The following is a 24,036-nucleotide window of genomic DNA, read 5'->3' as shown; positions in this document are numbered from 1 at the left end:
CATATACTATAATCACATGAAAAAACCAATAGTCATTGCTCAAGTAAGCGCATTAGAAAATAAGCAACCAGAACATGCGCTTGTAAACGGATTAGATTTAGTCATCGTAAAATTTGATGATGATATTTCTGTACTCTACGGAAGATGTTTACACAGAGGCGCACTAATGTCCGACGGTCACATAGATGGACATAATCTAATTTGTGGCGTTCACGGATGGGATTACCGTGTAGATTCTGGAGTTTCAGAATATAATAATAAAGAAGTACTTCATAAATTTTCAACTAAAATTGAAGGCGATGATTTATTTGTAGATGCTTTTGAAATTGATGCCTATTTAGTTAATAGTCCGCAACCATTTAATCGCGATGCTTATTTAGGAGCTTATGCAGATACGCATCCTGAAGAAACAGAACCATACACAGGTTATATAAAAGAATTGGCCCAAAATGGTTTAAAAAATATTGGACATCATGGGTTTTCTGCTTCCATGGGAGTCGATAGAAATACGCTTCCTAAATGGAATGACATTCAGTTTTTACCAGCACAATTAGCATCAAGACCTTTGTTAGATCATGAAGATGTTGCTACTAAAGTGGTGATTGGTCCAAAAGCAAAAAAGCCATTAGTATTAGATATGCCACTTTTTGTAAGTGATATGAGTTTTGGAGCTTTATCTCGCGAAGCTAAAATAGCATTATCAAAAGGTGCACAATTAGCAGGAACAGGAATTTGTTCTGGAGAAGGCGGAATGTTACCAGAAGAGCAAGCTAGTAATTCTAAATATTTTTACGAATTAGCTTCGGCGCAATTTGGGTTCTCTTGGGATAAATTAGATCATGTTCAGGCCTTTCATTTTAAAGGAGGACAAGGTGCAAAAACAGGAACTGGTGGTCACTTACCAGGAAGTAAAGTAAGTAAAGAAATTGCTGAGGTTAGAGGATTAAAAGAAGGTGAAACAGCTATTTCGCCAGCTGCTAATCCAAATTTTCACACGGTTGAAGATTTTAAAGTATTCGCAGATAAAGTAAGAGATCGTACAGGAGGAATTCCTATTGGGTTTAAAATTGCTGCAAGTCATATTGAAAAAGACATTCAGTTTGCACTCGATGTTGGTGTAGATTATATTATTCTCGATGGTCGTGGTGGCGGAACTGGCTCTGCTCCTACCATTTTAAGAAATCATATTAATGTACCAACCATTCCAGCATTAGCAAGAGCACGAGCTTATATGGATAAAGTTGGAGCTACAAATGTCTCTTTAGTAATTACAGGTGGTTTACGTGTTGCCGAAGATTTTGCAAAAGCGATGATGCTTGGTGCAGATGCTATTGCGGTATCTAATTCTGCATTACAAGCTATTGGCTGTTTAGGGATGCGTGCTTGTGGATCTAATAATTGTCCGGTTGGTATTGCGACTCAAAAAGAATCTTTACGTAGCAGGTTGATTATAGATTCTTCAGCAAAACAATTACAAAATTACTTTGAAGCCACAAACGATTTAATTAGAGTTGTAGCACGTGCTTGTGGTTACGATGATATTTCAAAATTTAATCATAACGATTTGTCAACTTATGATAGAGAGATGTATCATTTAACAGGAATTAATTACGCAGGAATAAAATAATATATCATGGAAAAACAAATGCATTTAGCTGCACAATATTTAGCAGCAGCAGGAATTAGCTTTTTAGAAAAAAAACCAGACGACAGCCACACTAATTTAGGGTTTGATACGGAAAATGGATGTCTTTATACACATACACTTTCAGAAAATGGAGATGTACTCTGTTTAGATTATGAAAGCTTTGCTTTAAAATGGAAATCTAATCAAGAAACAACAACGTTTAACTTAGATGGTGCTTCACATGCTGAAGTTTTAAAATGGCTTACAGATACTTCTAAAGCCTTCCTAAATAAAACGTATCAATATCAATATCACTACGATTTACCTTATGCAATAGACGATGCATTTACATTCAAATTGTTAGATGTGAATAAATTGAAAGCGTTGAAACAGTTGCGTATTTTGGCACAATTGGTTCTTAAAAACATAGATAAACAATACAGTCTTGATGCTTCAATTAGAATCTGGCCTCATCACTTTGATACAGGAATTTATAGTCCACTACCCGATTCTGATATTACTATAGGATTGGGATTGGCAATACCAGATACCGTTTGCAACAAACATTATTTATATATCTCTGGATACAAAAATGGTGGCACAATAGATACTTCTCAATTACCTAAATTAGAATCTGGTGAATGGAAATCTGATGGATTTACTGGTGCTATTCTTAATGCAGATACCATAGTGGAATCTGAAGGTGTCGCATTTTTTGAAGAAGCTATTAATCGACTAAAAAACAACTAGTGCTGAATACAATAGATTAGTAGAAAAATATTACCAGCTAATACTCACGACAAGAGTAACAGCTTTATTCATAAATAAGGTTTAAATTATAGAATATCTAGATATGGGAGATAAATCAAAAGAAAAAGCAGAAGACAAGTATTTAATGGAAGAATTAAATATTGATAAAGATGCTTTAAAACAATTAAAAAAAAAACTGTCAAAAATTTCGCCTAGGTCTGAAAGAGGTGTAGAAACATTATTTAAGTTACTGTCTAAAAATCAATATACTTTGAATACGATGATAGATACAAAATCGAATATTTTGATATCTATAAATGCTTTAATTCTTTCATTAATATTGGGAACAGTAATGAATCAATTAAGTAACGATCCACATCTTATTTATCCAATAATCATGATACTATTCACCAATTTAGCATCTATTGCTTATGCCATTTTCGCAACACGCCCAGAACTGGTTCATGGAAAAAGCGATGCTAAAAATTTAATGTTTTATGGTAATTTTCAAGATATGGAAGAAGATGAATATGTAAGTAATATTACCAACTTAATGAATGAAGGTGATGAACTCTATAAAACCATTGCTAAAGATACTTACCATTTAGGAAAAACGATTGACCGTAAATTTAAATTACTTCGTAAATCATTTAACATCTTTTTAATTGGCATTATTTTATCAGTAATAGCATTTATTGGTTGTCACGCTTTCTTTGGAGGATTAATATAATAAAGAAACAAGCATTACTATATTTTTTAGAATTGATTTGGAAATAAATTTCTATTTGATTTTCACGCAAGTATATTATAAGACATTTACAACGGTTATAGGAATAGTGCCTTTTGGTCATGTTTGACATAATCATAGATCACGACACCTAAATATTTTGTATCTAAAATAATTATGTAAAAGCTAATTATGGAAAGAAATATGGAGTTTATAGTAACAAAAAAAGCTTTATGAAATATTTCCATAAAGCTTTTAGATAATTGAAATGCTATTAATCAATTATGGGTCACAAAATTAATTGTTAGGGTCAACAAATTTTGTGATGTCTTCTGTACTTATTTCAGGGTTTGCACCTTTACTTCCTGCAACTAAAGCACCAACTGCACATGCATAATCTATAGCTTCTTGAGGATGATCTTCTTTTAATAATTTATTTATCAGTGTTGCTAAGAAAGAATCTCCAGCGCCTACAGTATCAACCACTTTTATTTGATAACCACTATTATAATAAAAAGTGTCATTATAATATAAGATAGCGCCATGACGACCTTTAGTCACACAAATGGATTTTGTATTGGTATATTCTGCTATGAACCTGATATTTTGCTCTAATGAGTTTGTGTTAGGTTTTAATTTTTTTGCGATTTCAAAAATTTCATCATCATTGAATTTAATAAAATCTGCTTGCTTCATTAAGTAAGATAAAACCTCAATAGTATAATAAGGTTTCCTAAGATTTACATCAAAGATTTTATACTTTGCTAGTTTTAAGAGTTCATATAAAGTATGTTTAGATGTTTCATCTCTAGCTATTAAACTTCCGAAGACAAAAGCATCAGCCTGTGCTGTTATACTTTTAGATTTTTCTGTTAATTCAATTTTATCCCAAGCTCTAGGGTATTTTATTTCATACGATGCTGAACCTTTTTCATTAAGCATCACTTGTACTTTTCCTGTTTTTAAGCTCTTATCAAGTTGTAAATTTTCTGTATTTAGACCGTGTTTGTTGATGTAAGCTTCTATTTTATGCCCTTTTTTATCATTTCCAATTCGGCTAATTATAGATACATTATTATCTAGAGATTGTAATCGCAAAGCAACATTTAAAGGCGCTCCTCCAATTTTTTTGTGAGTCGGAAAAACATCCCATAACACTTCACCAAAGCAAACTAAATTTTTCATTTTCATATTAGTTTATATCGTTATTATAATCTTTCACACAAGCTTCTATACCTCTATTAGCAATGTCTTGATAGGCTTTTGTATATTCATTTACAAAAATTGTGGATGTATTTAAATCACTAAATACAGAATCAATTTCTAAAAATGCAGTAGGATTTTGAATGGCAGTTTTAGCCTTTTCATTTAATTGCGTTTTAAGTGCATCTATAATGTTTAATGGTTCTCCATTTTCGTTTTTACCTAAGCTATATATTGCCCAAGCTGCTGTTACAAATGCAGCCAATTTGATAGAACCATTAGCTTTTAATTGCGAATTAATTGTTGGCAGAATGAAAATTGGAAATTTTGCTGAAGTTTCTGAACAAATACGATCTATTTGATCTTTAATATTGATGTTTCCGAAACGTTCTAATAACGACTGTTTATAATCACTAAGATTAATACCTTCTAAATCACCCAACGTTGGAGTGACTTCCACATCCATATAGTTGTTTAAAAAGGTTCTTATATTTGGGTTATTCACCGCTTCATCAATCGTATTATAACCTACCAATGCACCAAGTAATCCTAAGACAGAATGTCCTGCATTTAGTAAACTAAGTTTCATTTTTTCGTATGGTTCTACATTAGAGACAAACTGTGCTCCAACGGTTTCCCAAGCAGGTCTTCCTTCAATAAAATTATCTTCAATAACCCATTGTTTAAAAGGCTCGCAAACGACTGGCCACGCATCATCAATACCAGAAATTTCTTTTAAATGTGCTATATCTTCAATAGAAGTGACAGGTGTTATACGATCTACCATAGCATTTGGAAACGAGACGTTGTCTATAATCCATTCTGTTAAAGTAGGTGCTGCTTTTGCAACATAACTTAATAACATATTTTGAGTCATGTGTCCATTACCTTGAATATTATCGCATGACTGAATGGTTAAACCTTTCAAACCACGTTCTTGTCTTAATTTTAAAGCTTGCGTTAGATAACCAAATATGGTTTTTGGCGCATTTGGATTTGCTAAATCATGAACAATTAACGGATTTGTAAAATCGAATTGTTTCGTCGCTTCGTTATAATTGTAACCACCTTCTGTTATCGTTAATGTGATAATTTTCACCTCAGGACTAGCCATTTTTTCAATGACTTTCAAAGGGTTTTCAGGTGCAAACAAACACTCTACAATAGAACCTATAACTTGTTTAGTGTGAGTACCATCTAATTCTTTAACAATTAAAGTATACAAGCCATCTTGTTCTTTTAATGTGTTGTAAATTTTAGTATCGAAATCTAATAAAGCAACACCACAAATTCCCCAATCTTTTACCAATTCATCTTGTAATAATTGGTCTGTATAAAATGCTTCGTGCGCTCTATGAAATCCGCCAATACCAACATGAACAATCCCTGTTTTAATATTTGATCTATTGTACTTTGGTGTAGCAACTCTTTCTGAAATAGCAGAAAGATTTTTAGTATTTAATTTTAATTTTTCCATTACCGAATGTCTTTTTATTTGCTTTCAAATCTTTGTAATAAAACAGCAAAAATGATAATTGCTCCTTTAACTACTTGTTGCGGATATGATGGTACATTTAATAAGTTAAGAATGTTACCAATTAATCCTAAAATAAGAACTCCCATTAGTGTGTTTATAGCAGTTCCTTTACCTCCATTTAAACTTGCGCCACCAATGACTACTGCAGCAATGGCATCCAGCTCCCAAGCCATTCCCATGTTTGGTGAGCCTAAATTAGTTCTAGAGGCTACAATAATTGCAGCTGTTGCAGCTAAAGCTCCAGAAATAGCATAGACTAAAAATTTGTATTTATTAACTTTAATACCAGATAAACGCGAAGCTTCTTCATTACTACCAATAGCAATTATTAATCTTCCAAAAACGTTGTAACGTAGCATTACCATTGCCATAATCACAATAATAAAAAACACGATGGCAATATTAGGAATCCCTAAAGTAGAATTGTTTGCAAAATTAGACATGTATTGTCCACCTACTGTTGTAAACGTCACTGGAGATCCTTTAGAATAGATAAAACTCATTCCTCTAGCAATAGTCATTAAAGCTAATGTGGCTACAAAAGGCGCCATTTTTTGATAAGCGACCAAATAACCTGAGACACTTCCCAAACCAAAACCTAATACAATGGTGAACAAAATTGCAAGAGGCAAAGCGAAGATATTTACTAAAATAGCAAAAGTCACTGCTAATAAAGCGACCATAGAACCAACAGATAAATCAATTCCACCCGTTAGAATAACGATAAGCATACCAATACTAATAATACCAATTCCTGAGACTTGTTTTAATAAGTTAGAAAGGTTAACCGATGTAAAAAACACATCAGAGATTAGTGCAGAAAAAATCACTAATAATAAAAAAATGAATATAGTATTATACTTTACTAAAAACTTAAGTATTCCTCCAGGACTACTAAGTTGTTGTTTCAATGTTAAAGCCATAACTCGAGTGTTTTATTAGTTTAATTATGTTGTTTTAATGGTTCTCCAATGGAGTAACGCAAAATGTTTTCTTCGGAAAATTGCTCCTTTTGTAATTCGCCATAAAGTGTCCCTTCATGCATTACCAGAATACGATCTGAAATGCCCATAATCTCTGGCATATCAGAAGATATAACAACTACTCCTACTCCTTTTTTAGCAACTTCGTTAATGAGATTATAGATTTCAATTTTTGCTCCTACATCTACGCCTCGTGTTGGTTCATCAATAAAAATCACTTTACTATCAATACTCAACCATTTGGCTAAGGCTACTTTTTGTTGATTTCCACCACTTAAGTTTTTTACATTAACCTCAGAGTTTGGTGTTTTTATATTTAGTTTTTCAATAAGACCTAAAACTTTTTTATACTCGTTTTCAACGTTTATAAATCCGAGTCTACTTGAAATAGAATCGAAACTTGTGACACTAATATTTCGTCTAATAGACAATGGTAAAAAGACACCTTCTTCTTTTCTATCTTCGGAAACAAAACCAATTTGATGATTAGCAGCATCTACAGGAGAATTTGTTTTAATCTCTTTTCCATTCAGAATTAAGATTCCAGATTTCTTTTTATCTGCACCAAAAATAAGTTTGGCAGTTTCTGTTCTTCCGCTTCCTCCTAAACCAGCAATACCAAGTACTTCACCTGGTTTAACATCAAATGAAACATCATGAACCATCGTATCTTTTGCTGTTAAATTTTTAACTTCAAAAACTGGTACTTGTCCGATTTTAATATTTCTTTTTGGATATAAATCTTTTAGTTCGCGACCAATCATTAAGTGAATTACACCATCTTTATCTGTATCTGCGACAGCCATACTTCCTGTATCTACACCATCTCTAAGCACAGTTACAGAATCTGCAATAGTAAATATTTCGTCTAAATGATGTGATATATAAATGATAGACACTCCAGACGCTTTCAGCTTAAAAAGAATATTGAACAGTTTTTTAACATCGTTAGGATCAAAAACAGTTGTTGGTTCATCCAAGACTAGAACTTTAGTATCCTCAGATATTGCCTTTGCGATTTCAACGACTTGTTTTTGTACAATACTTAAGTTTTTAACTTTTGCTGAAGCATCTATTTTAAAACCTAAAGAATCCAGCAATTCTTGTGCATCACGGATTAATCCTTTCCAATTCATCCAAGTTTTATTGGCACCTAATTTGTGTAAATAAATATTTTCGGCAACCGATAAATCATTCACTAAAGACAATTCTTGATACACGACATTGATCCCTAAAACTTGTCCTTCGTGCGTGTTTTTTGGTGTGATTTCCTGACCATCTAAAACCACTGATCCTGAGTCCTTTTGATGAACACCACTTAATATTTTAATTAAAGTAGATTTGCCTGCACCATTTTCACCTAATAAAGCATGAATCTCACCAGATTTCACTTTAAGATTTACGTTTTTAAGTACCGAAACAACACCAAAACTTTTTGATATTCCTGCCATTTCTAGACGATATTCATGTTCTGAATTATTCATATCAAATCTTTTAAATTAAAATATAGCGTTTGGATTGTAATATTTTGCAGCGTTTTCTTTAGTGATTAATAAAGGCGCTGTATAAGACTTTTTATTAAAATCTCTTTTACCATTCATGTATTCTATCGCATATTGTACTGAGTTTTTACCAATTTGAACAGGACTATTCATTGCTGTACAACCGTAAAAATCGGTTTCCATGATATATTTAATCGCTTCTTTTTGTCCGTCAGCACCTGCGACAATTAAGATATCATCTGTTTTACCTGCTTGAGCAATGGCTTTAATTGCACCTAATACGCAAACATCAGATTCTGTGATAACTACATTAACATCTGGATGTGCTACTAAAATGTCTTCCATTGCCTTTAAACCTCCAGCATACGACCATTCTGTATAGGCTTGTGTTTTTATATTTAAATCAATTTTACCTTGTGTTCTTAATTGCTCTTCTGTAATCCCTTGCAATAGTCCTTGTTTTCTAGTTTTACCAACGGGATTTCCTGCATTACCACTCAACAAAGCAATATTCATTTGTTTATTCCCCATTTTTTTAACTAACCACTCACCTGCTAATTCTCCATTTGCTAAGTTGTTAGATTGAATGGTCGTTATATATTCTGCTGAAGGATTTATAGAACTATCAATAATAAAAACAGGAATACCAGCTGCTTTAGCTAATCTAGTAACGCCAACTAGCGCATCAGGATCTTTAGGATTTAGTAATAAAACATCAACACCTTTAGTGATTAAATCTTCAACAGCAGCAATTTGTTTAGTGATATCATCTTGACCATCTGCAGACATGAATTGCATGCCATTTTTCTCTGTTGTTGATTTGATACTTTGCGATAATGCTTGGTAGTAAGGCGCATTTAATGTAGGAGAACAATAGCCTATTTTTTTTCCTGTGAGATCTATTTTACTTGCAAAAACATCACCTGTTTCTTCTATATTTTCAGAAGAAGAAGATTCAGAGGTTTTTAATTGCTCTGCACAACCGGTTAGATTAAGTACTAATAAAATAAACAGTACAGGAATCCATCCTTTTCTCATACTGTATTTAGACATTTTTGTTTTCATAATCTTAGATTTATAGCTTGTAAATATGTTCCTTAAGATACTTTATCTTATTAAAATAAAGTGACATCTAATTGTATTACTGTTCTTTCTTGCTCAGGATTCCACATTAATGTCACATCTACTGGGACATTGTGCTTTAAAACTGAGAACTGTTTATTAAAAGTAGCGCCAACATTGATAACATTTCCAGCGCCTTCTGTATAAAATGTTTTATCTGTTATAAATGACCATGCACCACCTGCAAATAGTGATAAGTTTGAATCTTTATTTTGCCATACTTTGCTTTTAACCTCAAAATAATGAGTCCAGGAATCTTTTAATTCTCCATCTGCTTGTACTTCATAATCTCCAGAACCACCTCCAATAATTGTTGCCAAGTACAATAATGTGTTAGGAGTCACATTGTAACCAAAGTTTAAATCAACAAAGTTGTATCCTTGTGTTTTATCATAACTCCAATAGTGCAATTCATCACCTCTTTCTTCTACTCCTGTAAAATTATTATGTGTTACCACTTCTATAAAGAACTTATCTGAAAAACGGTATTTGGTATATATAGAGACTTCTTTATAATAGGCGCTTTCGTTCTCTCCAGTATTTATGTTTTTGACATCTGTAGTAGAAAAGCTTGCGCCTCCCCAAAAACCAAAAGTGAATTTTTTATTCTTTGAATTATATTCTAAACTAGTTGCAATCACAGCTCCAGGATGCACAACAAAACCATGCCATGTGTGCATGTTTTTTAAATGAGCACCAATACTAAATGGTGTGTACTCATCATCAACACTAATTTTATTACTTATAGTGTCGTGAGCTTTTACAGTATCTTGAGCAGTTGTCATGTTAAATATAAAAAACATTACAATATTTAAGGTTATTAAAACAGTTTTAAAAGACGTTTCCGTTTTGCAATTCTTATCAAATGATGGTATGAAATTATTTTTCATTTTTTAAGTTTTAATTCTTAAATATTTACAAACGTCATATTTACGTTTATTCTTCAAATGTATTGTAAAATATTTACAAAAACCTAATTATTTGTAAAAATATATCTTAAATTATCTATTATATGTGCTAAATTGACATCAAAATTGCTGTTTTCTTAATATAAAACAGTATATTTACTAATGTAAAATATACGTTTAATAGCGAATTGATTATTAATGTATCTTTGAATATTATGAACCTAAATTAGTTTATGAAACCTGAAAAAATATTAAATATATCTGTTGATTGTGTTGTTTTTGGATATGATGTTACTACAAAATCGTTAAATGTTTTACTCATAAAACGTTATTTAGAAACAGATAATGATATTCTGGTAGATGATTATGTGTTAACTGGTTATCATGTTTATACTCATGAAACTTTAGATGATACAGCGACTCGAGTATTAAAGGAATTGACAGGACTCACCAATCAATACAAGAAACAGTTTAAAGCTTTTGGAAGTCCTAACCGATTGACAAGTGAAAAGGATTTACTTTGGATTAAAAATGAAGAATTTAACTCCAGAACCATTACTGTAGCTTATTATTTCTTATTAAAAACTGAAGATGTTGATTTAGATAACACTAACAATAATGCGAAATGGTTTCCTATTACCGATTTACCAGACTTAGGATTTGATCACGAAAAGATTATTAAAGAAGCTTATAAAGATCTTAAAGAAAAATGTTTGTCTGAACCTATTATTTTTAAGCTCTTACCAGATAAATTTACCATAAATGATGTGCAGGATTTGTATGAGTCTATTTTAGGGATAGAAATAGACAATAGAAATTTTAGACGTAAACTCATTAGCAAAAAATACATTATTGCTCTAGACGAAAAACAAGTTGGTGTTTCTAAAAAACCTGCTCAATTGTACATGTTTAGTAAAGACATTTATGATAAGATGTTCCAGAAAAACTATTTGATAAGTATGTAGGTGAATTTTGTTGGAACTGTTTTGTTTGAAATACTTAAATGACTGGGTGTTAATTAATTTTAAATCATTTTACACGCATTAAGCCTTCCTCCTTACGTCGGTTTATATGGATAGTAATTGTATACTAGTTATTTACGAAGAATATTTACTTATAATTCTATAGTTTACAATAGCCAGGCTCATTTAAAAAGCTAGCTTTTACATGTTCTTTAAAATTTCACATATTTAAAAAATTTCGCATCAAATGAGGTTTAATTTTGATTTACTTTATCAATAATACGAACTACACTTTGGATTACTTTCTCAGCATTTTGTTCCTTTTCCAGCACCTTAATTTCTTCTTCTATCTCTTTGTTCTTACCATATATGTCTTCAAACTTATCCATCACTATTTTCCATAATACATTTGAAATATATCCTGTAGAGCCTAATGGAATAGGCATACAACCTTGTTTTAATGCTATTTCGAATTCAGCCTTTACACCATCTGCATTAATAATATATTTTCCCTTTTTGTCAAATTTATTACCAAAACAATAAATAGAAATCCCAGTAAGTGAAATCATTTTTGTTCTATAATCTTGCCATAATTCTGGTAAATCTTTTTCACCTGTAGCAAATTGAGGAAAGGGCTTCATTACTAATTGGTCTTCTGAATACTTTTTTGGATTAGAATAAATCTGTTCCAACGCACCATTGATTACTGCACTCCCTATTCCCCATCCAAACCCATTCACCACTCGATAATTTTTAGCTATTAACTTCGCAGAAAGTTTATGAATCAGCTTCATTGCTCTTAATCTTCCCCATTCACCATATTCTTCTGCACTACCAGATATAAATATTGAGTTTCTTTTATATCGAGTTTCAATTTTACTTAAGATAGTAGTGATGTCTTGGTATTCCTCAACCAAAATAGCATTTACACTAAATCTTTTGAGATCGTCAATCATTAATACTTGCTTTCTTGTTTGATATTCGAAATCAGCCTTACTCTCACACCCTTTTTCACCAAACTTTATTTTTCTAAGAAAACAATAGTGATGGTTATTATTATCCTCCCCAAAATTCACTCTAATTCTACTCAATATATAATCTAAATTGGGGTCTGTAAAACTAAACCCAATAAAAAGAAAAGTTTTGGTGATTAAATCACCACTTAGAGCAGTTATAAATGGTCCATGAGTTATATAGTATTTTTCATATTGGTCTTTAGTAATTATTGCATCAGACGAATGATCAACATCACCGTGCATTTTATATACTACAGCATCTCTTTTATGTCTAGTATTTGATAGTTGTTTGACCTCATGTTTGACGTCAACGATTTTGTTGAAATTCTTTAGTGTATCTTCTAAAAGAGTATCATAATTCGTTGTCCAAAAAGTATTAATTGGAAGTCTTGATAAGATTCTATGATTCTCAGTAGGTTCTACGTCTTCAATAAATTCTTCAAGTATTTTTTTATTTAACTGACTTTTACTCCGCTTAGTATTTACATGGTATTGTGCCAAAGAAATCAAGTCTAATTCCTTATCAATATCTAATTCTAACTCTATAGCTATATCTTTTAGTAGCTGTTTCCAGTTAACAAAACCTGCAGCAACAGATAGTCCTGCCCCAGAAAAAATTGCAGCATTTCCATTTCTGAGTTTTTTAACAAACTCATTAATAAATAAATTTTGCTCTTGTGTAAATTCCACTTTTTTTAGATTTCCAATTTGTATTGATTGTGTACTGAATCATATTCTTTCCAACTAATTGGATCTCCTATGATACCTTCTCCAAATGAATTTTGAATCCATTTAACAAATAATGTTCCGATTTCTTCCAATTCTTTATATTTCATACCTGGACCTTTCTTACAAATTGCTTTAAATTCATCGGGAATCTCTATAGACATATCTCCAAAATAATAAAATTCCTGGCCAATAAGTACTATTTCCGAACTTGTATCAATTTTAATATGTTTCTCTTTATTCTTAAAAGAGTGAGCTGATATATCTTGGCTCCATTGATCTGTTTCAGTATCTTTGAAGTAAAAATTATCACCAAATATTTGAACTAAACTCCCATTTGAAATTGGTTTTTTATATTGAAACCGTTTATCTGTATAATAACTATTGAAGTTCAATTTTTCAGAAACTTGCATTAAATAAATTATGTGATTTTCACTTTTGAGTTTTTTTCCACCAGTACCAATTATCCAATCTCCTATATTTAAATTTTTGCTACCTCTTATACCTGGCTTGCAAACAGCCAAAGAGCAATAACCACCAAATGGATTGGGAGCTAAACCATAATCATGCTCAACGACATAAGAAAAATAATTCATTTTTAACAGTTAGAATCTGAAACTGAATACATAGATGTGCGTGAGCTACCTTCTGGACTCTCTACAGGAAATTTTTTATCATTCATAATATCCATTAATTTATCAATAGAATTCCAACCGATTACTGAACCTCCATATTTTTTAAAGGCTTCTGGTAATGGGACATTATCATTATTACCGTGAGTATATATTCCAACAATTTTTTTGCCTTGTCTGTGAGCAGCTTTTATTTCATAATTTACCCAATCTCTAGTATGAGTTTTTGGTCCAATCATACAAATAAGTGAACTAGACCAACTAATTTGTCTTCTCAAAAATCTTTTAATCAGCTCATCACTTGGTCTTTTTTTTCTAGTATGTTTTGTGCTGTCAACCGAATAATTACGAATACTATAACCTTTTTCTGCAAACCTTTCTTTTAGTCTTTGAACTTTTTTATCCTCTTTTCCGTAATGACTGATAAAAACATTTTTAGATTTTTTCATTTTCATTTTCATTTAAAATTAATTCATTAATCCCCCATTTTGGTGGATACCAATATGATATGGGATTATTTGTTGCTCTAAATTTCTGTTTTATTCTTTTTCTACCAGAAATACCATTCACATCAGGATGAGCTACTCGAGAATATTTATCCACTTCACAAAAAAGATTTTGACAATCTATAAGCTGAAGTTTGCGTCCCCATAGATTTTTGAATTCTAATTCCAGTCTATTAAATTCACTATCTTGAACTTCAGTAACATATTTTATTAAATCACTTTCATTATATTCACCATAATTCGAGAAGCATTTCTTAATTCCATCCAAAGCTCCTGGTCCTGGAAACACAAAATCCATTTCATCAAAGTCACAGAGTTCACTATAATTTATATCAGTAGTATATTGATAAGCTAAAAAATTCCCTATGGTTGGATATGATTTCAAGAGAGTAAATAAACTACTCATATCACTTAAACCTCTAATCTTCTCATCTAAATTATCATTCATCATAAACTCAATTAATTTTAAGTGATTACGATGTTTTTTTGAATGTCCAAACCTACTTCTACCTGAAGTCATTATATATGCTCCTGAATATATAGCGCTTCCTGAATTCATTATATTCGTGAGAATATTGTCATATTTTTTAAAACTATAATCTCTAAAAGAAATTTGACCTAAACGTTTTGTCAGCAATTCCCAAGTTTGAATCTTATTGAATGTTTTAAATAATAAAATTCTAAATAAAACCTCTTTGTCTTCTTGACTATGATTATAGATAACCTCTTTAATTAAATATTGACTTACTCTATCTGACGCTCTGTATGCATTTGTGAATTTATGTTTCAATAATATTTCATCATTTGACCAAACTGTTTCGTTATTCAATCTATTAAAAAAAATATTCTGTCGTTCTACTGCAAATTTCCAATAAGTATCATAAACAACAGATTTTTTTGGCAGACTTTTTTTTATTATTAATTCCAATATTTTCTTTTTAAATGAAAAAACTAGCTAGGCTAGTTTAATATATTATTATATTCTAACTAACAAGATTAATTATTTAGATAAATAGCATTTCTATTATCCAAATTAAATTCAATTTCCCCACCTCTATTAGCAACTAATTTTTTAAATAAACTATAGCCTTTCAATATAGCTTTTTCCCACTCTTTTTCAGTTTTAACTCTAACTTCAAAAGGTTCCGTCATTTGCTTAATTATTTTTAAAATAGTTTTACTAACCTTTCTATTTTCAAATAAATTAGTACGCTTAGCTTCATTGAATAGAATTAACGAAATTGCCTCTTCAGTTATAGTTGCTCTCGCTCCATCTTCATATTCATCAATAATTGGAATGCTTTTACGTTTCCTTCCTAACATCGCTCTTGTACATGGAGACCAGTTTAACATTGTCGCAAAAGTATAATGAAAGACATCATGATATCTATAAAAATCTTTTTCATAAGAATTATCATCTATAACATCACCAATCTGAGTTCCATCTATTGAAATTCTCACAAACTCTTTTCCTTCTTTTTTAATTTCATTAAAATTTACTAAAAAAGAGTTTGGTAACTCTTCATTTTTATGAAAAGTTGAATTGAAACTCGTTTTATTTGATTTTAAATCTACCATTTTATTTTACTATTGTCGTATCAATCTTTTTCTCTAATTTACGAAATTTTGAGTCAATTATACTATCCATTTTGTTGTTGAAAATTAAATCAACTTTTTTATCAACCTTCTCTTCTATTTCTTTTTTATTGTACCCATCATTGAAGCCTTCTTCATAAGTAGTTTTTTGCCAATAAAATCTTGTACAAGCTGCAATAGATACTGCTAAAATTATGCCAATTGCCCACCAATGTCTTTCTAACTCAGATTTAATGCTTTTAATTTTTTCAAGCAAAATATTAGGAGAAGCTAACTCCCCTCTTTTTAGAGAATCTAAATACTTTGTAGGAATACCGCTTTGATTTTGATGTGTATTACTTTTAGAACTATAAACTTCTTCATTGTTTAATGATTCCGTAATATCAGCAAACCAAATTAAAAAATATGGATTGCCCTTTTTTAATGTAATTTTTGATGGCCCAGCATTATACACTGAAAACAAAAGTTGCCCATTAAAACCTGGATCCACATGAAATCCTGAAACATTTAATAAGCCTTTAAGTTTTTCACTAGCTTTAATAGAAATCAATCCCAACTTATTATCAGGCATTGATATCTTTTCATCTGCAAGTAAAAGAGCAAACTGACCAGGGTTTATTTCTATAACTCTATTATTTTCATTTAGTATTTCTGGTTTCCCATCTTTAGAATCTGTTAAAAAAACTTCATCCCCTAAAGATAGTTCATATGAAAGTTGTTTAATTCTTTCAGATTTAAACTGATCACCTAGAGCCTTTTCTAACGCTTTTTCTAATTTATTTCCACTTAAAAATGCCATATTGCAAATTAAGTTTTATTAATATGATTTTATTAGAAATATTAAAGTAAAAACTGTAATTTATTAACACATAGTCAACAAAACCATTCCACACACACATTCCACTTCTCTCTTTACGTCCTTTATTCACTCTCTTTTATTTTAATAAAAAGGATTCATGAATCTTGTCCCTCAAATTAAGAACTAATAAACTGTAAAATCGACTTCATTACAACCGTAAAGAAACTTTTATCAAAAAAAAAAAAAAAACAAACAATTAAATCTCACCTTCAACATAAAATAAAAAAGGCTGCCCAAAAACAGGACAACCTTTAAATTATAAACTTTCAAACTAATTTTAATGTTTTATTATAATCAATTTTACAATTCCTAAATCAATTAAAATTTTCTAGCTATTAAAACTGCATTAGAATCAAAACAAGTTCCTAAAAAACTGTTTCCGCCGAAAAAATTCCCATTAAAACTCATCACATAAGGATTATAGCCTTCTTTTGTTGATGTCCAATAAAAAAGAGTTTCATCAAAATCACCTAAATCTTGTGTGTGGACATTATCAAATATAGCTTTCATAGAACCACTACTTGGTATGAACCAATCATCATGATCTCGATACTCTAAATCTGAGACAATCTTAAAAACATAATCATCACTCCCAAACTCAAAACCGTTGGCAACATTGCTATTATCGTTAAGGTTTCCATCAACTATTTGTTGTGTGTTTGCGAGTCCGTCACCAATTAAAGCACTATTGGTCAAATCGAAATGATCTCCCCAGGACTTCGTACCAATAGTAGAATAATCTGTAGCTACCATTAGCGTTCCGTCGGTTTCATCTACATGAAATATAAAACCTCCACCATACTCAATACCGTAAAATACTTCAACGCCAAGCTGCTCTGTAATATCTAAAACAGCAACACCATTTTCTAAGTTTGCTACTACTGAAAGTTCAGAATTAAATACTGTAAGGTCTATGTCTTGTGTGAATTCTAAGGGACGAAGATCATCGTCGTTTGAACAATTAAAAATCAATAATGCGAATACAATACAGAGTAACTTTTTCATAATTATAATATTTGGTTATACTTATAAAACAATTTAACGCTTCAAAATCCTGAAATTAATTTTTAAAATTTTTTGTAAATGGGCAATTATTTATTTTTATCAATACTGAAATTCTCTGTTATAAATGATACAGAACTTGGGCAATTAAACAAATCATTTTAAAACTTTTATTTAGCTATAGGGTTGCTTTTAGCTGCATGTTTTGCTACAGTAAAAACTTTGGAAGCAGTATCACCTACCCAATTTAAATGTGCTTTAGGGTGTGCTTTTAAATCTTCAATTAGCTTAAATAATTGCTGAGTAACTTCAATACTTGTATTTATTGTATCGCTTGGATTTATTAAGCTATTTGTTAATGCTTTTCCAATTTCTATACCTCCTTGCTTTAAAGATTTTATTATAAAATCTCCTGTAAGTGCTTTATATGAAGGATAAGTCCCTTCAAAAATACCTGCAACAATATCGGCATATTGCTTATCTGTTTTTGCACGCTCTATCATAACGGTTAAAATCGTCATCCAGACTTTAGTAAACGATTTATTTCTTGGAAACTGCACTAGTAAATCTGATAAAGCAAAATCATAGCCAACATTTTGATTGACTTGTTTTGTATATGCATCTAAAGCCTCTGAAGTAAAGTCATGTGTTTTTACACATTTTTCAATAGTTTTTGATGCCCAATTAGCACTTATCAAAGCATATTGAATGCCATCACCACTCAATGGGTTAATTAAACCTGCAGCCTCACCTACTAACATTAGCCTATCAGCTACAATTTTTTGTTTCGCATTAAAAAATGTAATTGGCCAACCATCTATTTTTCCTTCGATTTCTCCTGGTCCTATCCGTTCTAAAATATCAGGATTATTAGAAATATGAGTCATCAATAAGTCTTTAATATGTGGTGGTTTATGCGGAAATGTTTTTGAAATCATTGCAATTCCAATATTTGCTCCGTTTTCTCCCTTCGGAAACATCCAAAAAATACCAGGAAAACCTCCTTCATTAAAATAAATATCTACACGATCTCTTGGTCCATTTACATTTTTGTAATAAGCACGCAAACCGAGTAATTGGTAGTCGTCTTGTGGTTTTCTGTCATGTAATTTTCGAGCTATTGTAGAGTTGCTTCCATCTGCACCAACGATTAGTTTTGCTTTAAGTGAAAAGATCTTATCAGCATTTTTTAATTCTACTAAAGCTAAATTAGAGGTTATGGAATAATTGATCACTCGTGTGCCTTGTATGTAAGTAGCTCCTGCTTTTTTTGCTGCTTCATAGATCCAATTATCAAGTTCTATTCTCGGAATTATTCTAGCATGAAATGGAAGATTATCGGGTTTTGAAAGATCAATAAAGGCTTTACTGTCTTTTAAAAACAAGCCTACTTTTTTTATTTCGTTTGCTTTTTTAAACTTTTTGGTTCCAGTAATTCCCATTTTTTCTAGTTCTGCAAGCGCAATTGGACTCACACCATCACCACAAATTTTATCTCTAGGAAACACACCTGCTTCTACAACAATAACTTTAATTCCTTTTGAAGCCAAATGAAATGCCAGACCACTTCCTGCTGGTCCTCCACCAACAATAAGCACATCACAATCATAATCTATTTTAGGTCTAACGGTTATCATATTTTAATAATCTCTATTAATCATGTAAAGAATAATACTCTCAATTAATGTTTTGTCTTTCGTTTCTGGTAATCTGGAAAAAACGGTATAAAATTCTTTTAAAGCTGCTCCAGCTAAATTTTTAGATATTTTTTTAGCGTATTCAATAGATTCATAATGATGCATTAAATGTAAAATCTCTATAGCTTCATCATGTTTTCTTGCTATAATAGGAAAGGAAAGAAATTTTTTAATCTTTTTAAACTCTGATACTTTGCAATTTTCTAACAAATGAATTAGCATGAGTGTTCTTTTTCCTTCTATAATATCGCCACATATTTCTTTTCCATATTTATCTTCATTAGCGACTAAGTTTAAAACATCATCTTGAATTTGAAAAGAAGTACCCATAAAATAGCCTAATCGATTAAAAATATCAGGATTAATTTTTCCTTTAGATCCAATAATGGCGCCAATTCGTATGGGATGAATACAAGTGTACCAACAGGTTTTTTTCAGAATCATCTGTAAATAATCGCACTCTTTTAAATTACAAACATTGTCTTTTCTCCATCCTAATTCCATGGCTTGTCCTTCTACAGACTCTAAAACTAAATGTTGAATTTCAGAATAAATACTCAAAGCTACTTTGTCACCTAAAGTTTGTTGATTTTTTATTAAAGGTTGCAAAGCTAGAGCTTGCATAGCATCTCCAAGGTTTATAGCAATTGCCTTATTGGTCATTTCATGAAGCGTGGGTTTGCCTCTTCTTATATAACTTTCATCTTCACAATCATCATGCACTAGAAATGCATTGTGGAGTAATTCTAAACAAATTGCACTATGGCTGGCGTCTTCTTTTTTGCCTCCATAAGCTACGGTAGTTGCAATGCATAATCCAGGCCTAAAGCCTTTACCTCCTCGATTTGGGTAATCAGAAATAAGATCATACAAGTATTTTTTTGGTTCTTTATCTGGAATAAAATTATGAATACCTTTTAATGTATCTGCACTATAATCTGCAAGCATGGATTTCATAAAAAGGTCGTCCATCGTTTTATATTATTTCAACCTTAAGAAGGATATTAACAATACTATTGTCTTCATCATGAATAAACGCGTTGTAATGACCTGGTAATGCATTTTTAGGAAGTTTTAATTGAATACTAATTTCGACCTCTTCATTAGGTTTTAAATTAATAGTTTCTGGACTTATTTTTAAAGCTCTCGAATTTATAATTTGATTGTTAGGACCTAATAAATGGGATTTTTGAAACTTGATTTTTGTTATTTGTTCAGAATTTTCAAATAGAACGAATTTAAAAACCTCTGATTGACCTGGTTTTAAAGGGGATTCTGTTTTTAAAAGCGTTACTGTACCTTCTGTTTTAGTTTTAGAAACGGGTTGATTTTTGGCTTTATTTTCTTTATCGGCAGTTGCAGTTAGAGCACTAACCTGTTTTGAAAGTGCTGTAATTGCATCTAAAAAAAGATCGACTGCTTCGTGAGTATCTCTTCTAATACGATTCATTAAATCGTCGGGATCGTTCCTGATATCATCAACGTCTAGAATCTTTTTTTCAATTTTTTTTGCAGCTAGTATTCCTGCTGCAATTTCTTCTTCTAAGACATTTACTGCGGAATTTATTACCTTCTGTGCTCCGCTTACGAGCTCTTCATTTTTGATAGCATTTAAAAAATCGTCGGTTAGAGTTTTTCTAAACGTCTCTTTTTTCTTATTACTCATTAATATTGGTTTTAGTCGGTTTTTTTATAACACTTAAATTAATAAGAAAATGAGCTGCTTCAAAACCAAGTATTTCAACTTTACTTTGGTAATTACCCGGTTTTACCTTCGCTCCTATTTTGACTTCTATTTTTATGGTTTGTGATTCACCAGATTTTATATTAAATGCTTGTGGTGTAAATGTGGTTTTAAAATTTTGAGTGTTCTTTGGTTCTTTATCATTTATGAACTCTAAATTTTTAAAAGTACACGTGGCTTCTTCTTTTTTAGTATTATCCAATACAAATTGTAGTACAACACGACTTCCAACAACAACGGTTTCTTTTAAAATAAAGGAAGGTTTTACTTTGCTGTCTTTAGTAGCAACTTCAGTATCATTATGGTCTTTAAAATCATTATTTATCATCTTTTTAGTAAATTCAAAACCTAAATCAACTACGTTTTTATAATGATTTATATTGAGTTTAGTTAACGCAGTAATTGCTCCAGTAAGAAGCTCTGGTTGAAACGGATTAATCGTTTTATTTTGTTTCCCTGAATTACCTATCTGATTAACTAAATTGGACCCTTCTTTAAAATATTGTGTATTAATTTCTACTATTTTCTTTACAATATCTTTAAAGTCGTTAGCAATTTCATCTTGCTTTTCACTCATAACTTTGGTTGATATTAAGAATTATTGTGCGTAAAATCTGTGTTTATGCCATCTCTATATTTTGGTGGATCGCAATAAAAATGGGATTGCCAATTCAACCATTTTTGTTTGTATTGGTTTTCGTTATAGGGAGAAACAGTGATTGGTGTATGATCATTAACATAAAGCGTGAAGCAAATATTTTGATTAATTTCTTTTTCTCTAATCACAATTTCTGCTTCATAGGTACTTCCATTGCTAAAATTGCTTAAATCTAAAGACATTAAAATATTTTCTCTTGCTCCTGGAGCTAAAGTCACAGCGGTTTTATTTAAAAAAAGTTGGTTTGGTGCTAATTGGCCATCAAGATTTTTTAATTCTCTAACACCAACGCGATATGTTTTTTGAGTAGAACAGGTGTTTTTTATCAAAAACGGAACAATAATACGCTCATCACTTCTAGCTTCTCTTGAAATTGAAGCAATACATTGTGGAGGACATTCTGTTACTGGTGGACAACAGTTACTTTTTTTATTAATTTGAAAAGAGGATAAATCTAAACTCGGTATTTTGCCTTCTAAAATCGAATTATTTAGATTTGATGCAGTCTCAACCATGTTTTTAAATAATGGTTGCATAGTATTTACAGACAGCTTTGACATACTTTGAAAGTTATCGATAAGTGTTTTCTGTAAAGAAGATTCATTTTGCTTTTCCATTGCCTTTAGTTTTAATGTTTTCGATATGAGATTTTATAATGATTGAGATTTCTTTATTCCAAAATCTGAAATCCCCTTCATAATCATTTTTAGCATCCGCATTTTTAGGAGTTATAAAATTAGCATGAACAATTATGGATTCTCCAGGCTGTACAATTTGACCAAATTCATCTACAGAAACAGAAACCCAGTCTGTTAAATGCGATTTCACATTTTTAGATACTTCATCTAAAGACGACATAAAACCCTCTACTCCTTTTTCTCTAAAACCCATTCCAAAAGCGCGACACATTAAATCCATATCTAATAAAGCACCATGCTTTAAAACAGGGACTTGAAAAGGGATGTTTCCAGTATTGGTAAGTGTTAAGACTGCGGTATGTTTTTTTCCTGGAGTGCTGTCTAAAAAGGTAAATGTGCTAGGATTTATTACAATATCTAATGTAGGTTGCACAATCATTTTCACTTTATGCATTTGACTGCCTATCATCATATAGTGTTCATATGTTCCTGGAGGTGTTATTGAAGGTAGCGTGTGATTTATAGACATTAACTTTTGTTCTCCAGGATTTAATCTGGCAGACACACGAATAAAATCTGAACCGTTAACTGTATTAGTTCTTTTATTATTTTTATCTACAAGCGCCAACGTTTTAACACGTAAGACCTCTTTTTGCTGATTTACGAGCTGGATATGTCCGTTGAGATTACTAGGCGAACCATTAAGAATAATTTCTTTTTCTACAATTTTAATTTTCTCCTGAGAATTTTCGGAAGTTATAGTAATCATAATTCCTTAGTATTTAATTATTGTTTTTTAGCTGACGCTTTTTTTTGTGGTTTCCCTTCAGGAAATGGTCTGGTATCTGGTGCACAACATTCATCGGTCAAACATTGTTCTGCAGTATTAGGTCTGTAAGGTTCTGTAATCACTTGACTTTCTCCACCCATACAGACACTCATTAATTCTACACCAAGTACTCTTAGACATACATTAGAATAATTTGGGATACGAACCCTTACTTTCATTAAATCTTTAATGTCTTCTAATGTAAATCTTGGGAGATTTAAAATTTCAATTTTACTGTCTGTACTTACAGGTGCTTTGGGATCGCCTGTTAGTTTTAAAACATTATCAGTTTCTAATTTACCACTCACTTTTGTTTCAATAGCACCAGCATGGGTAGCAGTAAAATTACCTGATAAATTGGTGTCTAAACCGCCTTCAATTTTAGACTCTATATCAAATATGTCTTGCGGTTTTAAATTGTGAGTAAAAGTTGTTGGAATTGATGGCATACTCATAATAAAAATATTTTGTGTCTAATAAAAATACAAAAAAAACAAATGCAAAACTTTTTTTAATCGATTTATTTTACTCAATATCAGTTATTTATGATTAATTTCAATTAGATATCTTAAATTTTATCTAAATTTAAACACAAGTTATTATTAGCTATGTAAGAACAATCCTAATATAAATATTTCATTTTTTATCTGACATCGTCATATGTAAAAAGCGTTATGCATCAATTAATCTTTCAAGGATTTAGTGAACCTCAAGCGAAAGCTTACAATAATTAATATTTCAGAAGAAAATTTAAAAAAAAAAGTAATTTGATTTATCGTGTTAGGTTAAGAATCTTTACCTTTAATATGGTC

The 24,036-nt window shown here is 31.0% G+C and carries 24 protein-coding genes; 4 read left to right on the top strand and 20 right to left on the bottom strand.

Annotated elements, in window-relative coordinates:
- Nucleotides 1–16: 16 nt before the first annotated feature.
- The 3 genes from IM744_RS06065 (at nucleotide 17) to IM744_RS06055 (ending at nucleotide 3,107) form a co-directional block, all read left to right on the top strand.
- Nucleotides 17–1,627 carry a glutamate synthase-related protein gene (locus IM744_RS06065; RefSeq protein WP_194507211.1) on the top strand — a complete coding sequence of 537 codons (1,611 nt, stop codon included), beginning with the start codon at nucleotides 17–19 and terminating at the stop codon, nucleotides 1,625–1,627.
- 6 nt (nucleotides 1,628–1,633) lie between these two features.
- Complete coding sequence (locus tag IM744_RS06060; RefSeq protein WP_194507210.1) at nucleotides 1,634–2,377, top strand: hypothetical protein; 744 nt, start codon at nucleotides 1,634–1,636, stop codon at nucleotides 2,375–2,377.
- Nucleotides 2,378–2,480: 103 nt separating this feature from the next.
- Nucleotides 2,481–3,107, top strand: a complete 627-nt coding sequence (locus IM744_RS06055; RefSeq protein ID WP_194507209.1) for a Pycsar system effector family protein — start codon at nucleotides 2,481–2,483, stop codon at nucleotides 3,105–3,107.
- A 294-nt stretch (nucleotides 3,108–3,401) separates the two neighbouring features.
- Here IM744_RS06055 and IM744_RS06050 read toward each other — a convergent pair whose 3' ends face one another.
- Genes IM744_RS06050 through IM744_RS06025 form a run of 6 tightly spaced genes read right to left on the bottom strand, consistent with a single transcriptional unit; the run spans nucleotide 3,402 to nucleotide 10,341 of the window.
- Nucleotides 3,402–4,289 carry a carbohydrate kinase family protein gene (locus IM744_RS06050; protein ID WP_194507208.1) on the bottom strand — a complete coding sequence of 296 codons (888 nt, stop codon included), beginning with the start codon at nucleotides 4,287–4,289 and terminating at the stop codon, nucleotides 3,402–3,404.
- 7 nt (nucleotides 4,290–4,296) lie between these two features.
- Nucleotides 4,297–5,784, bottom strand: a complete 1,488-nt coding sequence (locus IM744_RS06045) for a mannitol dehydrogenase family protein (RefSeq protein WP_194507207.1) — start codon at nucleotides 5,782–5,784, stop codon at nucleotides 4,297–4,299.
- 14 nt (nucleotides 5,785–5,798) lie between these two features.
- Entirely contained in the window at nucleotides 5,799–6,767 is a 969-nt protein-coding gene (locus IM744_RS06040) for an ABC transporter permease (RefSeq protein WP_194507206.1), read from the bottom strand.
- 20 nt (nucleotides 6,768–6,787) lie between these two features.
- Nucleotides 6,788–8,311 (bottom strand): sugar ABC transporter ATP-binding protein, encoded by a 1,524-nt coding sequence (locus IM744_RS06035; protein WP_194507205.1) that lies wholly within the window; start codon nucleotides 8,309–8,311, stop codon nucleotides 6,788–6,790.
- 15 nt (nucleotides 8,312–8,326) lie between these two features.
- On the bottom strand, nucleotides 8,327–9,394 hold the full coding sequence (locus IM744_RS06030; protein ID WP_194507204.1) for a substrate-binding domain-containing protein: 1,068 nt from the start codon (nucleotides 9,392–9,394) through the stop codon (nucleotides 8,327–8,329).
- 50 nt (nucleotides 9,395–9,444) lie between these two features.
- Nucleotides 9,445–10,341, bottom strand: coding sequence for a hypothetical protein (locus IM744_RS06025; protein ID WP_194507203.1), 897 nt, complete (start codon nucleotides 10,339–10,341; stop codon nucleotides 9,445–9,447).
- Between the two features lie 251 nt (nucleotides 10,342–10,592).
- On the opposite strand from IM744_RS06025, the gene IM744_RS06020 reads away from it, so the two are divergent.
- Entirely contained in the window at nucleotides 10,593–11,324 is a 732-nt protein-coding gene (locus IM744_RS06020; RefSeq protein WP_194507202.1) for an NUDIX hydrolase, read from the top strand.
- 251 nt (nucleotides 11,325–11,575) lie between these two features.
- Here the strand turns inward: IM744_RS06020 and IM744_RS06015 are convergent, their stop codons facing one another.
- The 14 genes from IM744_RS06015 to IM744_RS05950 all read right to left on the bottom strand — a co-directional run bounded on the left by IM744_RS06015 (nucleotide 11,576) and on the right by IM744_RS05950 (nucleotide 23,679).
- Complete coding sequence (locus IM744_RS06015; protein WP_194507201.1) at nucleotides 11,576–13,027, bottom strand: SIR2 family protein; 1,452 nt, start codon at nucleotides 13,025–13,027, stop codon at nucleotides 11,576–11,578.
- Between the two features lie 5 nt (nucleotides 13,028–13,032).
- The gene (locus IM744_RS06010; RefSeq protein WP_194507200.1) at nucleotides 13,033–13,659 is read right to left on the bottom strand and encodes an Nmad2 family putative nucleotide modification protein; all 627 of its coding nucleotides are present in this window, start codon (nucleotides 13,657–13,659) and stop codon (nucleotides 13,033–13,035) included.
- Nucleotides 13,660–13,661: 2 nt separating this feature from the next.
- Nucleotides 13,662–14,144, bottom strand: coding sequence for a TIR domain-containing protein (locus IM744_RS06005; protein ID WP_194507199.1), 483 nt, complete (start codon nucleotides 14,142–14,144; stop codon nucleotides 13,662–13,664).
- On the bottom strand, nucleotides 14,131–15,129 hold the full coding sequence (locus tag IM744_RS06000) for a nucleotide kinase domain-containing protein (protein WP_194507198.1): 999 nt from the start codon (nucleotides 15,127–15,129) through the stop codon (nucleotides 14,131–14,133). The genes IM744_RS06005 and IM744_RS06000 overlap by 14 nt, the downstream gene beginning before the upstream one ends.
- A 68-nt stretch (nucleotides 15,130–15,197) precedes the next feature.
- Nucleotides 15,198–15,779, bottom strand: a complete 582-nt coding sequence (locus tag IM744_RS05995; RefSeq protein WP_194507197.1) for a nucleotide pyrophosphohydrolase — start codon at nucleotides 15,777–15,779, stop codon at nucleotides 15,198–15,200.
- Between the two features lies 1 nt (nucleotide 15,780).
- On the bottom strand, nucleotides 15,781–16,596 hold the full coding sequence (locus tag IM744_RS05990) for a dCTP deaminase domain-containing protein (RefSeq protein ID WP_194507196.1): 816 nt from the start codon (nucleotides 16,594–16,596) through the stop codon (nucleotides 15,781–15,783).
- A 378-nt stretch (nucleotides 16,597–16,974) separates the two neighbouring features.
- Nucleotides 16,975–17,661: a hypothetical protein gene (locus IM744_RS05985; protein ID WP_194507195.1), complete on the bottom strand. Its 687-nt coding sequence runs from the start codon at nucleotides 17,659–17,661 to the stop codon at nucleotides 16,975–16,977.
- 167 nt (nucleotides 17,662–17,828) lie between these two features.
- A complete protein-coding gene (locus tag IM744_RS05980) occupies nucleotides 17,829–19,295 on the bottom strand; it encodes an NAD(P)/FAD-dependent oxidoreductase (RefSeq protein ID WP_194507194.1) in 1,467 nt (488 codons plus the stop codon).
- A 3-nt stretch (nucleotides 19,296–19,298) separates the two neighbouring features.
- A complete protein-coding gene (locus IM744_RS05975; protein ID WP_194507193.1) occupies nucleotides 19,299–20,327 on the bottom strand; it encodes a polyprenyl synthetase family protein in 1,029 nt (342 codons plus the stop codon).
- Nucleotides 20,328–20,331: 4 nt separating this feature from the next.
- Nucleotides 20,332–21,021 carry a hypothetical protein gene (locus IM744_RS05970; RefSeq protein WP_194507192.1) on the bottom strand — a complete coding sequence of 230 codons (690 nt, stop codon included), beginning with the start codon at nucleotides 21,019–21,021 and terminating at the stop codon, nucleotides 20,332–20,334.
- Entirely contained in the window at nucleotides 21,014–21,676 is a 663-nt protein-coding gene (locus IM744_RS05965) for a COG1470 family protein (protein WP_194507191.1), read from the bottom strand. The genes IM744_RS05970 and IM744_RS05965 overlap by 8 nt, the downstream gene beginning before the upstream one ends.
- Nucleotides 21,677–21,690: 14 nt before the next feature.
- Nucleotides 21,691–22,374, bottom strand: coding sequence for a hypothetical protein (locus IM744_RS05960; protein WP_194507190.1), 684 nt, complete (start codon nucleotides 22,372–22,374; stop codon nucleotides 21,691–21,693).
- Entirely contained in the window at nucleotides 22,358–23,164 is an 807-nt protein-coding gene (locus tag IM744_RS05955) for a COG1470 family protein (protein WP_194507189.1), read from the bottom strand. Before IM744_RS05955 ends, IM744_RS05960 begins: the two co-directional genes overlap by 17 nt.
- Before the next feature lie 17 nt (nucleotides 23,165–23,181).
- Nucleotides 23,182–23,679, bottom strand: coding sequence for a hypothetical protein (locus tag IM744_RS05950; protein WP_194507188.1), 498 nt, complete (start codon nucleotides 23,677–23,679; stop codon nucleotides 23,182–23,184).
- Nucleotides 23,680–24,036: the final 357 nt, after the last annotated feature.

The organism is Psychroserpens luteus (assembly GCF_015319355.1).
Taxonomy (GTDB): domain Bacteria; phylum Bacteroidota; class Bacteroidia; order Flavobacteriales; family Flavobacteriaceae; genus Psychroserpens; species Psychroserpens luteus.
The sequence above is the reverse complement of the archived record's forward strand: the minus strand, read 5'-3'. Positions and strand labels throughout refer to the sequence as shown.

What these genes read in the sequence shown, in the direction of transcription:
- IM744_RS06065 (WP_194507211.1), top strand. Translation starts at nt 17, where the DNA reads ATGAAAAAACCAATAGTCATTGCTCAAGTAAGCGCATTAGAAAATAAG.
- IM744_RS06060 (WP_194507210.1), top strand. Translation starts at nt 1,634, where the DNA reads ATGGAAAAACAAATGCATTTAGCTGCACAATATTTAGCAGCAGCAGGA.
- IM744_RS06055 (WP_194507209.1), top strand. Translation starts at nt 2,481, where the DNA reads ATGGGAGATAAATCAAAAGAAAAAGCAGAAGACAAGTATTTAATGGAA.
- IM744_RS06050 (WP_194507208.1), bottom strand. Translation starts at nt 4,289, where the DNA reads ATGAAAAATTTAGTTTGCTTTGGTGAAGTGTTATGGGATGTTTTTCCG.
- IM744_RS06045 (WP_194507207.1), bottom strand. Translation starts at nt 5,784, where the DNA reads ATGGAAAAATTAAAATTAAATACTAAAAATCTTTCTGCTATTTCAGAA.
- IM744_RS06040 (WP_194507206.1), bottom strand. Translation starts at nt 6,767, where the DNA reads ATGGCTTTAACATTGAAACAACAACTTAGTAGTCCTGGAGGAATACTT.
- IM744_RS06035 (WP_194507205.1), bottom strand. Translation starts at nt 8,311, where the DNA reads ATGAATAATTCAGAACATGAATATCGTCTAGAAATGGCAGGAATATCA.
- IM744_RS06030 (WP_194507204.1), bottom strand. Translation starts at nt 9,394, where the DNA reads ATGAAAACAAAAATGTCTAAATACAGTATGAGAAAAGGATGGATTCCT.
- IM744_RS06025 (WP_194507203.1), bottom strand. Translation starts at nt 10,341, where the DNA reads ATGAAAAATAATTTCATACCATCATTTGATAAGAATTGCAAAACGGAA.
- IM744_RS06020 (WP_194507202.1), top strand. Translation starts at nt 10,593, where the DNA reads ATGAAACCTGAAAAAATATTAAATATATCTGTTGATTGTGTTGTTTTT.
- IM744_RS06010 (WP_194507200.1), bottom strand. Translation starts at nt 13,659, where the DNA reads ATGAATTATTTTTCTTATGTCGTTGAGCATGATTATGGTTTAGCTCCC.
- IM744_RS06005 (WP_194507199.1), bottom strand. Translation starts at nt 14,144, where the DNA reads ATGAAAAAATCTAAAAATGTTTTTATCAGTCATTACGGAAAAGAGGAT.
- IM744_RS05995 (WP_194507197.1), bottom strand. Translation starts at nt 15,779, where the DNA reads ATGGTAGATTTAAAATCAAATAAAACGAGTTTCAATTCAACTTTTCAT.
- IM744_RS05990 (WP_194507196.1), bottom strand. Translation starts at nt 16,596, where the DNA reads ATGGCATTTTTAAGTGGAAATAAATTAGAAAAAGCGTTAGAAAAGGCT.
- IM744_RS05985 (WP_194507195.1), bottom strand. Translation starts at nt 17,661, where the DNA reads ATGAAAAAGTTACTCTGTATTGTATTCGCATTATTGATTTTTAATTGT.
- IM744_RS05980 (WP_194507194.1), bottom strand. Translation starts at nt 19,295, where the DNA reads ATGATAACCGTTAGACCTAAAATAGATTATGATTGTGATGTGCTTATT.
- IM744_RS05975 (WP_194507193.1), bottom strand. Translation starts at nt 20,327, where the DNA reads ATGGACGACCTTTTTATGAAATCCATGCTTGCAGATTATAGTGCAGAT.
- IM744_RS05970 (WP_194507192.1), bottom strand. Translation starts at nt 21,021, where the DNA reads ATGAGTAATAAGAAAAAAGAGACGTTTAGAAAAACTCTAACCGACGAT.
- IM744_RS05965 (WP_194507191.1), bottom strand. Translation starts at nt 21,676, where the DNA reads ATGAGTGAAAAGCAAGATGAAATTGCTAACGACTTTAAAGATATTGTA.
- IM744_RS05960 (WP_194507190.1), bottom strand. Translation starts at nt 22,374, where the DNA reads ATGGAAAAGCAAAATGAATCTTCTTTACAGAAAACACTTATCGATAAC.
- IM744_RS05955 (WP_194507189.1), bottom strand. Translation starts at nt 23,164, where the DNA reads ATGATTACTATAACTTCCGAAAATTCTCAGGAGAAAATTAAAATTGTA.
- IM744_RS05950 (WP_194507188.1), bottom strand. Translation starts at nt 23,679, where the DNA reads ATGAGTATGCCATCAATTCCAACAACTTTTACTCACAATTTAAAACCG.